The organism is Vibrio ishigakensis (assembly GCF_024347675.1).
Classification (GTDB): Bacteria; Pseudomonadota; Gammaproteobacteria; order Enterobacterales; family Vibrionaceae; genus Vibrio; species Vibrio ishigakensis.
Window position 1 is genome coordinate 104,275 of sequence record NZ_AP024881.1, and the last position, 14,890, is coordinate 119,164.

A 14,890-nucleotide genomic window follows, 5' to 3' on the forward strand; every position below is an offset into this window, starting at 1 on the left:
AAGGAGGGTACGCCATCTTGCTGTGGCAAAATAGCCTCCCTGATGTCGTACCTAGGATCTCGCTATGTCTAATCAACAAATCATTTGGGATCAGAGCATGTTGGATAAATACAACTACTCTGGCCCTCGCTATACCTCGTACCCAACTGCGGTTGAGTTCCACGAGGCATTTACTGTATCTGAACTAGACATAGCCTATATGCAGTATCCTGAGCGTCCGCTTTCGCTGTATATCCATATCCCTTTCTGTCACAAGCTTTGTTATTACTGTGGCTGTAATAAGGTGATCACTCGCCATCAGCATAAAGCTGACGAGTACCTAGAGGTTCTGCAGTTTGAGATTCGCCAGCGCGCCGCTCTACTGGGTGGACGCACGGTTACTCAATTGCACTTTGGCGGTGGTACGCCTACCTTCCTGACCAAAGAACAGATCTCTCGTCTGATGGAAACCATCTACCAAGAGTTCACTTTCGATGAGACTGCTGAGATCAGTATCGAGGTAGACCCGCGCGAGATTGAGCTAGATATGCTGGACCACCTGCGCTCGCATGGCTTTAACCGCTTGAGTATCGGTGTTCAGGATTTCAATAAAGAGGTGCAGAAGGTTGTTAACCGTGAGCAAGATGAAGATTTTATCTTTGATATGGTGCATCGTGCCCGCGAACTCGGCTTCCGCTCGACCAACCTAGATCTTATCTATGGTCTGCCACTACAGACCCCAGAGAGCTTTGCTAAGACTCTTGAGCAGGTATTGACCCTACGCCCAGGTCGCTTATCGGTATTTAACTATGCCCATATGCCGTCTTTGTTTGCCGCGCAGCGCAAGATCAAGGAAGAGGATCTACCTAAGCCTCAGCAACGCATGAGTATCCTACAGCAGAGCATTGAGACCCTAACCGATGCGGGTTATCAGTTTATCGGTATGGACCACTTTGCTCTTCCGGAAGACGAGCTAGCTGTGGCTCAGCGTGAGGGTAAGCTTCATCGTAACTTCCAAGGCTACACCACTCAGGGTGAGTGCGACCTTATCGGCTTTGGTGTATCGGCCATCTCTATGGTGGGTGACACCTATGCGCAGAACCAAAAAGAGCTCAAGCACTACTATGCTCAAATGGACGAGTTGCGCCACGCATTGTGGAAAGGGGTTTCTCTAAGCCATGATGACCTGCTTCGTCGAGAGCTTATCAAACAACTAATGTGTAACTTCCATCTTAATAAGCGTGACATCGAAGCTGAGTTTAACGTGAAATTCGATAGCTACTTTGAGGAAGACCTACAGCTACTCAAAACCTTTATCGATGATGGGTTAGTGGATGTGTCGGACGATGAGATTGCAGTTAACCTGCGTGGTCGTATGCTGATCCGCAATATCTGCATGAGCTTTGATAAATACTTCCGAGCCAAAGCCAGACAACAGCAGTTCTCCCGCGTTATTTAATTTCTAGACACCACCTCAACTGAGGTGGTTTTCTTTATCTAGGGCTTTAGATAGACGCCATTCATCAAATGGAATTGGTTTGCTGTAAAGATAGCCCTGAGCCTGCTTGCACTTTAGGTGACGCAATATCCCTTGCTGCTCTTTGGTCTCAACTCCTTCCGCAACTACGGTAACATCGAAGCCATCTATGATGTTGATAATGGCCGAGACAATAGAGTTATCGGCATTGCTCTCATTCAGTTCTGAGACGAAGGACCTGTCTATTTTGAGGGTACTGAATGGTAGCTTGTGCAGGTACGCCAACGATGAGTATCCCGTGCCAAAGTCATCGATAGCGATATTGATACCGCCCTTATAGATCTGTTTGAGGTTTTCGGTCACATCTGGATGAGACTCAAGGATCTGTGATTCGGTGATTTCTAGAGTGAGTTGACGCGCAGGGAACTGGGTTTGCTCTAGGGTATCTAGCACCACTTGAGCAAAATTGGCCTGCTTAAGTTGGGTTACCGATACGTTGACGTGCATATGAAAATCATCTTCCCATAGGCCTTGCTGTATTCCGCCCATGCCATCTCGACAGGCGCCGAACAAAATCTGCCTGCCGATCTCGTTGATTAGGCCGCTATCCTCAGCGATAGGGATAAATTCGATGGGAGAGACTAGACCCAGATATGAGGAGTGCCAACGTGCCAAGGCCTCTGCTCCGACAATTCGGTCGGTATCTAGGTCTACGATAGGCTGATAGTAGGGAACAAACTCATTGTTGGCGATACCACGCCTGATATGGTCACGCATCTCGTCTTTACGTTGATGTTCGGTAGACATCTGCTCTTGATAGAAGTTAACCGCAATTTTCTCTTTCTGAGCGAGGGAAAGGGCAATACTGCCTTTTCGTAACCATTGCTCCATATTGGTGGTTGGGCAAGAGCGCACTATGCCTATGGAGATATCCACCCTTATCCTGTGCTGCTCCACCGGAATCGGGGTTATGAAGGCTTGTTGTAGCCTACTGGCCATTAGCTGGAAGTCATATTCAGTGGCATCTTTACATCGCATAAGAGCAAACTCGTCCGCAGCCACTCGGCCTAATATCTCACACGAATCCAGAAGGCGGTTTAAGCGGTTCGCCACTCGGTTTAGTACCTTGTCTCCGATGTGGTGGCCGTGAGTGAGGTTAATGCGCTTGAAGTTGTTTAGACCAATCACATACAGGGTGCCATCAGTACAAGCATGGTGTTCCAATGCATCGATAAAGCCGACACGACTGTATAGATGCGTGAGGCTGTCATAGGTGATCTGCTTGTGCAGTTCTTGGAAGGATTGGTCTAGGTTTAGCGCCATATCATTAAAGGTTTCCACCAGTTGGCGAGTTTCATGGATTCGGGTGCTGGTGGTGATCTGCGTCTGTAGGTCGCCTTCTGCCAATCTGCGGGCTGCATCAGCGGTGTCTATGATCGGTGAGGTGACGCGCTCAAACACGTATACAGCAACTAAGATAGCGATCACCATGATGAGCAAGGCGGTGACTAGGCTACTCATTTGTGAATACCATAGGGTACCGAGTAGATTGCTTTCGGATATGGCGGTGACCACAAACCAATTTAAGCCCTTCTCATCGTCATAGGGAGTTAACTTAACGAAGTATCTTTGGTAGTCACTCTTTACCTCGAATACCTGTTCGAAGTTGGAGATATGTTCATACTTCTCCAATAGTGCTTCACTGATGGCTTGGTTCAGCGGGGTAGGGCTATTGGTGATATGAAGCCTTGCGCCACCTGTTGAGATGCTAGTGGGCTCTGAGTGGGCCACTAGTTGGTATTTGTCATCGAATACAAAGAAGTGCGAGTGGGTAAGGCGTCGCGATTCCACCAAGAACTTATTAAAGGTATCTAACTTGATATCCGCCACCAGGACCCCGAGTAGTTCATTATCACCAACTAAGGGCTGCAAGGCTGAAAGTGTGGTTTCTTGCTTCTCATCTGAATTTACATAGATAGGGGACCATTTTGGTTTCCAAGAACTAGGACCATCGAATTTGGCATACCAAGGGCGAGTTCTCGGGTCATAGTCAGGGGTTACTTGGGTTGCACCGGATTGGGTTTCCTCGCCCATAAAGATAACTAGATTGTCTTGGGTTCTTTGGTCCTTGAGCATCAAAGAGTAGTTATCTTGGTCGTTACGCCTATAACCTACAAACTCTCCGTGCTTGCCCCCAAAGGCAATCACGTCTAGATGATCAATCCTAGAGTAGAGCTCATCGAAACTGGTATGGATATAGTCTTGTATGGCACTGACATCGCCTTGTTTGTAGAGCTGACTGCCCTTTATGGTGTAGGCGAGGGAGAAGCTGGCATCGAAGGGCTGCTTTAGGAAAAGGTTCAGCGATGAGCGCAGGTTACTAGTGGTGGCTTCAAGTTGATTCTGGCTAACGTGATGGATTACGCGCTCGTAATGACTGGTAAGCAGCACAGATACCACCACGCCAATAGCCAGTATTATAACTACCAGAGGCACGAACACTGCCTGACGCAGTGATATAGGTGCAGAGAAGATTTTTAGCATGACTGGTAGAATATAGGGAACAATATACCGTATATAGTACCAGTATTACGCAAACGATTACAATCTCATCAATCGGCGAGACTCAATTCCTTGAGCTTGCGCGTTAATGTGTTGCGTCCCCAGCCTAAAACTTTAGCCGCTTCCTGCTTGTGACCATTGGTATGGTTCAGGGCAACCTTAAGCATGATGCGCTCAAATTCAGGGAGTGCGTAAGAGAGCAGTTCCGTTTCACCTGAGGCCAGTGCGGTGCGCGCCCATTTCTCAAGCTGTGCCTGCCAATTGGCGTTCTCTGAGGTGTTGGCTAGAGACTTCTCTTCAACCAGTTCCTGCGGTAAGTCTGAAGGTAAGATCTCGCTACCACTGGCCATAACGGTAAGCCAGCGACAGGTGTTCTCTAGCTGACGCACGTTACCCGGCCAACTAAGGCGTGTGAGGATATCGATGGCATCTTGAGACAGGGTTTTTACCTCAACTCCAAGCTCTTCTGCCGCCAGATTCAAGAAGTGCAGGGCCAATTTTTCTATGTCTTGCTTACGCTCGCGCAGAGATGGGATATGCACACGAATCACGTTTAGGCGGTGGAATAAATCCTCACGGAAATCACCCGCGTGCACCAAGGATTCTAGGTCTTGGTGGGTCGCGGCTATGATGCGCACATCCACATTGATGGCCTGATGACCACCGACGCGATAGAACTGGCCATCGGCCAATACACGAAGCAGTCGGGTCTGGATATCCAGTGGCATATCACCGATCTCATCCAAGAACAGGGTGCCGCCGTTGGCTTGCTCGAAGCGACCATGGCGCACACTGTTAGCGCCGGTGAAGGCTCCCTTCTCGTGACCAAATAGCTCGGACTCGATAAGGTCTTTAGGGATTGCAGCCATATTCAGCGCGATAAACGGATTTTTGTTGCGTGGGCTGTGTTTGTGCAACGCATGCGCGACCAGCTCTTTACCCGTCCCCGACTCCCCATTGATAAGTACAGAGATAGACGAGCGAGACAAGCGACCGATAGCGCGGAATACCTCCTGCATTGCAGGTGCCTCACCTATGATCTCTGGGCTGGCTGTCTTGCTAGCATTCAGCGCCGTTTGGCTCTGCTTTTGCTCTTGGCTATGAGTGATTGCGCGCTCAGCAAGGGCCAGAGCCTCGTCGATATCAAACGGTTTCGGCAGGTATTCGAATGCACCCTCTTGATAAGCCTTAACCGCGGCATCCAGATCTGAGTGAGCAGTCATGATGATAACCGGTAGCTCAGGCTCTGATTCTTGGATCTGTTTGAGGAGGTCCAAGCCATCCATGCCAGGCATGCGGATATCCGAGATGATAACATCTGGGGTTTCGCGCTCTAGCGCTTGCAGTACGCTCTCTGCATCGGCAAAGGTTTCGCACTTGATGTCTGCGTTGCTTAGGGTTTTATCCAATACCCAACGGATGGAACTGTCGTCGTCGACCACCCAAATGTATCCTTTACTCATAACGAGACTCCTAGCGCTTAATATTAATAATCTAAAATCGGTAAGTAGACGGTGAAGGTGGTTTTGCCCGGCCAGCTGTTTACATCGATCTTGCCTTGATGCTGGTCTATCAGGTTTTGTGAGATAGAGAGTCCTAGACCTGTCCCACCCTCACGGCCACTGACCATAGGGTAGAAAAGGGTATCCACAAGCTCGGCTGGGATACCGGGACCGTTATCTGTTACCTCGATACGCGCAGCCAATTTCACTCGCTTACCGTGGATATTCACCTGATGTTCGGTTCGTGTGGTTAGGACGATCTCACCGTCTGATCGACCTTGTAGTATCTGTGCGGCGTTACTGACGATATTCAGCAGAGATTGTTCTATCTGTTCGCTGTCCATCACTATGTCTGGCAAGCTTGGGTCGTAGTCTCGAACCACTTGTATCTTGTTGTGTGACTCCAACTCTACCAGTTGGCGTACCTTCTCTAAGATGAGATGGACGTTCTCTGGTTTTTTGGTGCCGGGTCTTTGTGGGCCAAGTAGTCGGTCTACGAGGTTTCTTAGTCTGTCTGCTTGCTCAATGATGATCTGCGTATACTCGCGCAGTGAATCAGATGGAAGCATCTTTTCCAGAAGTTGCGCCGCTCCGCGCAACCCGCCGAGCGGATTCTTGATCTCATGAGCTAGGCTTCGCACCAATAGCTTGGCGGCCTGTTGCTGGGCATGCTGGTTTAGCTCTTGATTGAGGCGACGCTGTTGGTCTACCTGCTTTAGCTCCACCAATAGCATTAGCTGCTTGCTCCAAGAGACAGGGCTTATCGTGAGTTCTAGCAATAACGGTTTGCCATCAACCACAAAGGTAACGTCACTGTCGGTAATGCTCTGCCCCGAAATCAGTGGCTGTTCAAACAAAGAGAAGTCGATAGAAGAGTGCTCTATCAGGCTAGGCAGTAGTTGGTCGATACAGCGACTCTTGCTATAGCCTAGAAGTTGTTCAGCCGCCGGATTGAGATAGACGATATTGAGCGACTCATCAATAAGCAGGGTTGCGGTGACGAGTTGTTCCAATATGGTTTCTGCTAGAGGCTTGTTCACAAATCTTCCTTTTCTCTGCTCTTAGTTTCATTTTGGTGCACGAGCACTATACGAATAAATTATTGCACAATTATGGTGCAAAATGGCTTTTGCGATGCGTCCTAATATAAACAATGCAAAATCCTTGCCCAAACCTCCGATGTTTGGGTAAAAAAAAGGCCTGCCGATGGGCAGGCCTGAGCGTTTAATTGTGACGATTAAACAGAGTAGTAAAGTTCGAACTCAAGTGGGTGAGTTGTCATGTTTACTTTCTCAACGTCTTGAGACTTAAGGTCGATGTAAGAATCGATGAAGTCATCAGAGAATACGCCGCCAGCTGTTAGGAACTCACGGTCAGCATCTAGTTCAGCAAGAGCTTGCTCTAGAGAAGCTGCAACAGTTGGGATTTCTGCCGCTTCTTCAGCTGGTAGGTCGTAAAGGTCCTTATCCATAGCTTCACCTGGGTGGATCTTGTTCTTAATACCGTCAAGACCAGCCATTAGCATTGCTGCGAAGCATAGGTATGGGTTAGCTGTTGGATCACCGAAGCGTAGCTCGATACGACGTGCTTTCGGGCTTGGTACCACTGGGATACGGATAGAAGCAGAACGGTTACGTGCAGAGTAAGCAAGCATAACTGGCGCTTCGAAGCCTGGTACAAGACGCTTGTACGAGTTAGTTGATGCGTTCGCGAATGCGTTGATTGCGCGAGCGTGCTTGATGATACCACCGATGTAGTAAAGAGCAGTTTCAGATAGACCGCCGTACTTGTCACCAGCAAATAGGTTAACGCCATCTTTTGCTAGAGATTGGTGAACGTGCATACCAGAACCGTTGTCGCCAACTAGTGGTTTAGGCATGAAAGTAGCTGTTTTACCGTAAGCGTGAGCTACGTTGTGAACAACATACTTATAGATTTGGATTTCATCCGCTTTAGTAGTTAGCGTGTTGAAACGAGTAGCGATTTCGTTCTGACCTGCAGTTGCTACTTCGTGGTGGTGTGCTTCAACTACTAGACCCATTTCTTCCATGATTAGACACATAGCAGAACGGATGTCTTGAGATGAATCAACTGGAGCTACTGGGAAGTAACCACCTTTAACGCCTGGACGGTGACCTTTGTTGCCGTCTTCGAAATCAGCACCTGAGTTCCAAGAAGCTTCAACGTCGTCGATCTTGTAGAAAGAACCAGACATGTCAGTGTTGAACTTAACATCGTCAAACAGGAAGAATTCTGGCTCAGGACCGATTAGAACTGTATCTGCGATACCAGTTGCACGCATGTAGTCTTCTGCACGGTGTGCGATAGAGCGTGGGTCACGGTCGTAACCTTGCATTGTAGAAGGCTCTAGGATGTCACAACGGATGTTTAGCGTTGCGTCTTCAGTGAACGGGTCAAGTACTGCACTTGCCGCGTCTGGCATCATAACCATGTCAGATTCGTTGATACCTTTCCAACCTGCAACAGAAGAACCATCGAACATCTTTCCTTCTTCAAAGAAGTCTGCGTCAACTTGGTGTGCTGGGATAGATACGTGCTGCTCTTTACCTTTAGTATCGGTAAAACGTAAGTCAACGAACTTAACTTCATTTTCTTGGATCAGCGATAGTACATTTTCTACTGACATCTTGGATAACCTCCAGTGTTTATAAAACGTGATTGCTCAATTTCGAGTGAGCGTTTAAATCCTGAAATCTAATCTACACTCTTTACTCGTCGTCGAACAATAAATATTTTTCGACTGCTTCCCTATATGCCAAACCCGTGCCAACTTTTTAAAGTTCATATTTATCAATGCTTTAGTGTATTTGGCGTGGTTTACATAAAATGCATTTGCACCAGAATGATCCGTATTCGCACCGCATTGGTGCATTTGTTCTATAATGGCGCGCAAGGGTAGAAAAGATTTGTTACTTTTTGGTGCGAACAACAGCAAGAAATCAATTTTGCCCAAATACGGTGCAAATGTAGTCCACGAGCTGTGGCTTTGAGTGAAAGCTAGAAGACAGTTTGATTAACTTTGGTCTGGATCACATCTTGTTGGGATTTTGGCTAAAATCTGCTACATTACGCCCAATTTTAAACCTAGTTGCCGGCAAGTAGCCGCGACCTTACTGAGTGAATTCGATTCATGTCTACACAGATTGAAAAGTTGAGAAACATTGCCATCATCGCGCACGTTGACCACGGTAAAACTACCCTGGTTGATAAGCTGCTGCAGCAGTCCGGTACCCTAGAGACTCGCGGCGAAGTTGAAGAGCGAGTGATGGACTCCAACGATATCGAAAAGGAACGCGGTATCACCATTCTTGCTAAGAACACAGCAATTAACTGGAATGACTATCGTATCAACATCGTAGATACCCCTGGACACGCAGACTTCGGTGGTGAAGTAGAGCGTATTATGTCTATGGTTGACTGCGTACTGCTTATCGTTGATGCGGTTGATGGCCCGATGCCTCAAACTCGCTTTGTAACTCAAAAAGCTTTCGCACACGGCCTTAAGCCTATCGTTGTAATCAACAAGATTGACCGTCCAGGTGCACGCCCTGATTGGGTAATGGACCAAGTATTCGACCTATTCGATAACCTAGGTGCAACTGACGAACAGCTAGACTTTAAGGTTGTTTACGCTTCTGCACTTAACGGTTGGGCGACTAACGAAGAAGGCGAAATCGGTGAGAGCATGGAACCACTGTTCGAAACCATCGTTGAAGAAGTGTCAGCTCCTCAGGTTGACCAAGACGGTGACCTTCAGATGCAGATCTCTCAGCTAGATTACAGCTCTTACGTTGGTGTTATCGGTGTTGGCCGTGTAACTCGCGGTACTGTTAAACCAAATCAGCAGGTAACTGTTGTTGGTTCTGACGGTAAGACCCGTAACGGTAAAGTAGGTACAGTTCTTGGTTACCTTGGCCTAGAGCGTCACGAAGTTGATCAAGCAGCAGCGGGTGACATCATCGCTATCACAGGTCTTGGCGAGCTTAAGATCTCTGACACCATCTGTTCTCAGAACAATGTAGAAGCGCTTCCTGCTCTTTCTGTAGATGAGCCTACAGTAACTATGACCTTCCAAGTAAACACCTCTCCGTTTGCTGGTAAAGAAGGTAAGTTCGTAACTTCACGTAACATCCTTGAGCGTCTAGAAAAGGAACTTGTTCACAACGTAGCACTACGTGTTGAGCAACTAGATGATCCAGATAAATTCCGTGTATCAGGCCGTGGTGAACTTCACCTATCTATCCTGATCGAGAACATGCGTCGTGAAGGCTTTGAGCTTGCAGTATCTCGCCCTGAAGTAATCCTTAAGGAAGAAGATGGCCAGCTAATGGAACCGTACGAAACGGTAACCATCGATGTTCTTGAAGAGCACCAAGGCGGCATCATGGAGAACATTGGTCTGCGTAAGGGTGAGCTAACTGATATGGCACCTGATGGTAAAGGCCGTGTTCGCATGGACTTCGTAATGCCTTCTCGTGGTCTTATCGGTTTCCAAACTGAGTTCATGACTCTGACTTCTGGTTCTGGTCTTCTTTACCACACGTTTGATCACTACGGTCCACACAAAGGTGGCGAAATCGGTCAGCGTATCAACGGTGTTCTGATCTCTAACGGTATGGGTAAGGCGCTAACTAACGCACTATTCAACCTACAAGAGCGTGGTCGTATGTTTATCGGTCACGGTGTTGAGGTTTACGAAGGTATGGTTGTTGGTATCCACAGCCGTGACAATGACCTGACTGTAAACGTGCTTAAGGGTAAGCAGCTAACCAACGTTCGTGCATCTGGTACGGATGACGCACAGGTTCTTACTCCGCCAATCATCATGACTCTTGAGCAAGCACTTGAGTTCATCGACGATGACGAACTAGTAGAAGTAACGCCAGAGAGCATCCGTATCCGTAAGAAGTTCCTAACGGAAAGCGATCGTAAACGTGCCTCTCGCGCAGCTAAATAAGATTAGCTAAATTGCATACTAAGCCTCGCTTTCAGCGGGGCTTTTTTTTTACTAAAATATCTGCATAACGGACTGAATTTAAAAGATTTCATACGCTTGGCTTAGCCAGCAGTATCGGATAAGAGGTGAGCGGCAGGATGCAATTTATGCTCAAACTACCCAAGCAGGTGCACGTGTTACTGCACTATGCAGGGTATCTATACCAAAGGGCCAAGCATGACCGCTTGCCTGTCAACGCAGGCTATATGACCTATATAACCCTGCTCTCTCTGGTGCCCCTAACCACGGTTGCACTGACTGCCTTGTCTAAGTTTCCTGCCTTTGAAGGGGTGGGAGACACCATACAGGCGTTTATCTTCTCTAACTTCGTACCTACCGCAGGAGAAGCGATACAGACCACGCTCAATGAGTTCATTGCCAATACCGGTAAGATGACCACGATCGGTCTGCTGTTCCTGTTTGTGGCAGCGCTACTTTTGATTTCAGCTATCGATACCAACCTGAACTACATCTGGCGGGTACGTAGAAAGCGTCAGTTTGTGTATTCGTTTTCTCTGTATTGGATGGTTCTGACCCTAGGGCCAGTATTAGTGGGTTTGAGCTTAGTCTTCTCTTCCCAGATCGCTTCGATGCGCGCTTGGAGTGAGGATACTGTGCATTTGGTGTATAGCTTCTTGCCCATGACCTTCTCTTTCTTGGCCTTCTTTGGGCTCTACCTGTTGGTACCTAATCTCAAGGTAAAGATGAATCATGCTTTGGCAGGAGCGCTTGTGGCGGGCCTGTTGTTTGAGATAAGTAAGAAGCTGTTTGCCTTTTACGTGACTCAGTTTCCTTCCTATCAGCTGATTTATGGCGCACTTGCTGCCGTACCTTTGTTGTTTATCTGGATTTATTTGTGCTGGATGATAGTGTTGATCGGCGCAGAGATAACAGCCAGCTTAGGCGAAGACCGCGTTTGGCGAGTCGATGAACCCTTTAGCCTGGATTGGTTCCTGCACTACCAGCAGTTATTGATGAGAAAAAGGTTAGGTCCAAGTGATAGCACTGATCCAGAGAGTGAGCGAAGCCAGCGTGAAGGTTGATGGCGAGATCGTAGGCGAAATAAATAAGGGACTTTTGGTCCTTCTTGGTGTCGAAAAGGGAGACGACGAAGCGAAAGCCAAGCGCCTAATGGAACGAGTGACCACCTATAGAGTCTTTTCTGATGAAGAAGATAAGATGAACCTAAACGTGAAACAGGTCGATGGTAGCGTGTTGGTGGTATCTCAGTTTACTCTTCCTGCTGATACCAAGAAAGGCACTCGTGCAGGTTTCTCTAAAGGCGCAACTCCAGCCGATGCTGAGCGTCTATATGAATATTTTTCTGACCGCTGCGCCGAGGTGCTCCCTACCGAACGTGGACGATTTGCGGCAGATATGAAGGTTTCCCTTGTAAACGATGGGCCTGTCACTTTCTGGCTCCAGGTGTAGAGCTAAGAATTGAAAAGGAATTCAACATCTTATGTTTAAACTAATTACTCCAAGAACCGAGAATCAGTTAGAAAAGTATTTTCACTTTCGCTGGCAGATGTTGCGTGAACCTTGGCAAAGGCCGCGTGGTTCGGAGCGAGATGAATATGATGAGCTTAGCCATCATAGGATGATAGTCGATAGCCGAGGTCGTCCTATCGCCATCGGCCGTCTGTATATTACCGCCGATGATGATGGACAGATCCGCTTTATGGCGGTGAAAAAGAACCGACGTAGTAAGGGTGTCGGTTCGCTGATACTGGTAGCCTTGGAGTCTCTAGCAAGGCAAGAAGGCGTGAAGCGTCTGGTGTGTAACGCCCGTCAGGATGCTATCGAGTTCTATCGTAACAACGGTTTTGAAAGCCAAGGAGAGCTTAGCGACGAGCGTGGGCCTATCCGCCATCAGCAGATGGTAAAGGCTATCGACCCTATGGCGAATGTATTGCGCCGTCCAGATTGGTGCAACGAGCTACAGACCCGTTGGGAAGAGCAGATCCCTATCAGTGACAAGATGGGTATCAAGATAAACCAGTACACCGGCTATAAGTTTGAATGTGTTGCTCAGCTAAACCCTAACCTCAACCCGCACAATACCATGTTTGCAGGTTCGGCCTTTACTCTCGCTACCCTGACTGGCTGGGGCATGACCTGGCTTTTGATGAAAGAGCGCAATCTGCATGCCGATATCGTGCTTGCTGACAGCAATATTCGTTATCGACACCCAGTTAAAGAGAGTCCCACCGCGACTACCTCACTAGATGGTATCAGTGGTGATTTGGATAGGCTGGAGGGTGGTCGACGTGCACGCATTATAATCAAGGTACACATCTACAGTGGCGATCTAGAAGCGGTAGAGTTTACCGGTACCTATGTGCTTCTGCCTCACAGTAAGGCGAACGAGAACCTTAGTGTCTAATAATGCAGGTCTAGTCACACTGATAGGTGAGCTGGCTACGACCCTTAGGTAACGATTTCTTCAGGCTCATACATTCATTAGACAGAGTCACCGCAAGCTGGCTCTGCTCTGGCGCGGCCATATCTATACTGCCCGAGACCTCACCGGTGAGGTCTTCGCTGATGATGCTGATGTTTGGCACATCTATGTGTCCACGGCGTGCGCTGAGATTTATCTCTGGGATAATCAATGGATGCAGCACTGGCTCATCGAAAGGTAGCTGTACCCTGACATCATGAGCAGAGATCTTTGCCTTACCATCCAGACTGCGCTTCAGCATCAGGTCATCACCGGCTAACCCCTTTAGATTAAGGTCGAGATCCGCAAGTCCGTACCAACCAATAGCTAGATGCAGGGAAGGGGTGAAGGTATCCAAAGGCAATCCGTATGCCTTGATATTTAAGGCCCAAGGCTTACTGGTGCGTGAAAGGTTTATCTCTCCGTTAGCCTCAATCAGCCCCTCTTGAATAGGAATAAACAGCTCGTTGACCTTCCAGTGTCCCTGCTTGCTTTGCATCTCGACATAGGGCTTGAGAGAGTTTTTACCTAGTAGCGATAGGCTGTTGGCACTTGCAGAAAGGTTGCCATTCCATAACGCCCATTGGTTTGAGTCCTTGAGCACTAGGTCCGTACCTTGCGCATTGAGATTAGACACCTGCCAAGATTTTTCCCCTAGAGAGATGATCTGAGAGCGGGTGATAGCCAGTTGGTCGATAGATATATCACTATAGCGGTTTAACTGAGAGATCAGTTTTTGCTGAAGGTTGTCTTCTTCCTGAACCCATTCAAGGTTAGAGATAGAAAGCTTGTCGAGGTTGAGCTGGTCTGGATAGAGTTCACCGCTTAGCTCGATCTTGCCTTGCTCAAATAGGAACTCGAGGTTGTTCACTAGAATATCTTGTGGGCGTAACTCTATCTCAAGCTGAGGTTCTAGCAATCGAGTGTTGCCTTGGATAAGGCTTTCCGCAGATAAGGTAACCTGAGCCTCTTGCTCCCAAATACCTTGTTGGGGCTTCCAGTTGGCCAGTTCTATATTGGCTTGGCTTAGCTGCCAATCACTATTGTCCCAGCTCGATTGATAGGTTTTTGCATGCTCAATAAGGCGGATGCTTGAGAGTATATCTTGGCTAGCACTGTGCACCTGAGGCGAAATATCCGATCGGCCCAGACGCAGGTGATTGATTAGGATGTCGTTTATTGTCCAGCTTTTATCTTTCTTCTCTGCAATTAGCTGTACGTCACCGCCACGCCACGTGAAATCGAGCTGATCGAGCTGTACTAGATTAGGGGCAAGGTTTGCTCTCAGCCTGAATTCGTTAAAGGCCTCACCTTTCCAATAAAGCTGATCGCCGGCAGCCGAGAGATAGCCATCAGAGAAGTAACCCTTGAGGGTATCGGCTTGAGACTCTCCACTTGGGGTGTATACAAACTCAAATCCACGAGCAACGAAGTCTTTGTTGGCAAAATCCATATGCTTCACATGGATAGACTCTGGGTGCCAAGTTTTTAGCCATTTCGTCAAGCGCTCGGGTTTACCTATACCCGTTGGTACATTCATGCCATCTAGCGTGGCACGCTTGATATAGAGAGGTTGAAGTGGATTGTTCCAGTTAAGGTCAAGCACTAGGCGGGTGCTGTCTACGGTGATGGCTGGACCTGATGGGCGAGAGACAACCAGCTGTTTTAGCTCAAAGCGGTCGGGAAATCCAAAGCGAGCGTCTTGAATGTAAAGCTCTTCTGGAGCTAGGTGCTGCACCAGTTTGTCGGTGACCCAAGAAGAGTAGGGAGTACTGAGCAGGCCCAACAGTAAGGCGATAGACAAGGCTAATATCAGCACAACACCAATACTAAGTTTTAACACTGCCTTCATAGCGCCTGTCGTTCCTTTGCGAGCTCGAACCTTAAAGATGACCTATATCTTATTGTTT

The 14,890-nt window shown here is 48.0% G+C and carries 9 protein-coding genes and 1 pseudogene; 5 read left to right on the plus strand and 5 right to left on the minus strand.

The annotated features are described in order from the left end of the window. Positions 1-64: 64 nt before the first annotated feature. Entirely contained in the window at positions 65-1,438 is a 1,374-nt protein-coding gene (gene hemN, locus Pcarn_RS00510; protein ID WP_261834470.1) for an oxygen-independent coproporphyrinogen III oxidase, read from the plus strand. A 15-nt stretch (positions 1,439-1,453) separates the two neighbouring features. On the opposite strand, the gene Pcarn_RS00515 is transcribed toward hemN, so the two are convergent. The 4 genes from Pcarn_RS00515 to glnA form a co-directional block, all read right to left on the minus strand. Further along, the gene (locus tag Pcarn_RS00515) at positions 1,454-3,952 is read right to left on the minus strand and encodes a bifunctional diguanylate cyclase/phosphodiesterase (RefSeq protein ID WP_261834471.1); all 2,499 of its coding nucleotides are present in this window, start codon (positions 3,950-3,952) and stop codon (positions 1,454-1,456) included. Positions 3,953-4,068: 116 nt separating this feature from the next. Next, positions 4,069-5,481: a nitrogen regulation protein NR(I) gene (gene glnG / locus Pcarn_RS00520; RefSeq protein ID WP_261834472.1), complete on the minus strand. Its 1,413-nt coding sequence runs from the start codon at positions 5,479-5,481 to the stop codon at positions 4,069-4,071. 23 nt (positions 5,482-5,504) lie between these two features. Continuing rightward, entirely contained in the window at positions 5,505-6,560 is a 1,056-nt protein-coding gene (gene glnL / locus Pcarn_RS00525; RefSeq protein WP_261834473.1) for a nitrogen regulation protein NR(II), read from the minus strand. Positions 6,561-6,757: 197 nt separating this feature from the next. Beyond that, entirely contained in the window at positions 6,758-8,167 is a 1,410-nt protein-coding gene (glnA, locus tag Pcarn_RS00530; RefSeq protein WP_261834474.1) for a glutamate--ammonia ligase, read from the minus strand. Between the two features lie 504 nt (positions 8,168-8,671). Here glnA and typA point away from each other — a divergent pair. The 4 genes and pseudogenes from typA to Pcarn_RS00550 all read left to right on the plus strand — a co-directional run bounded on the left by typA (position 8,672) and on the right by Pcarn_RS00550 (position 12,923). Beyond that, a complete protein-coding gene (typA, locus tag Pcarn_RS00535; protein ID WP_261834475.1) occupies positions 8,672-10,498 on the plus strand; it encodes a translational GTPase TypA in 1,827 nt (608 codons plus the stop codon). 146 nt (positions 10,499-10,644) lie between these two features. Beyond that, positions 10,645-11,452: pseudogene (locus tag Pcarn_RS00540) on the plus strand (virulence factor BrkB family protein); the annotation flags it as partial. An 81-nt stretch (positions 11,453-11,533) separates the two neighbouring features. After that, positions 11,534-11,968 (plus strand): D-aminoacyl-tRNA deacylase, encoded by a 435-nt coding sequence (gene dtd / locus Pcarn_RS00545; RefSeq protein ID WP_261834477.1) that lies wholly within the window; start codon positions 11,534-11,536, stop codon positions 11,966-11,968. A gap of 31 nt (positions 11,969-11,999) precedes the next feature. Next, positions 12,000-12,923 carry a bifunctional GNAT family N-acetyltransferase/hotdog fold thioesterase gene (locus Pcarn_RS00550; protein WP_261834478.1) on the plus strand — a complete coding sequence of 308 codons (924 nt, stop codon included), beginning with the start codon at positions 12,000-12,002 and terminating at the stop codon, positions 12,921-12,923. A gap of 10 nt (positions 12,924-12,933) precedes the next feature. On the opposite strand, the gene Pcarn_RS00555 is transcribed toward Pcarn_RS00550, so the two are convergent. Next, entirely contained in the window at positions 12,934-14,832 is a 1,899-nt protein-coding gene (locus Pcarn_RS00555; RefSeq protein WP_261834479.1) for an AsmA family protein, read from the minus strand. Positions 14,833-14,890: the final 58 nt, after the last annotated feature.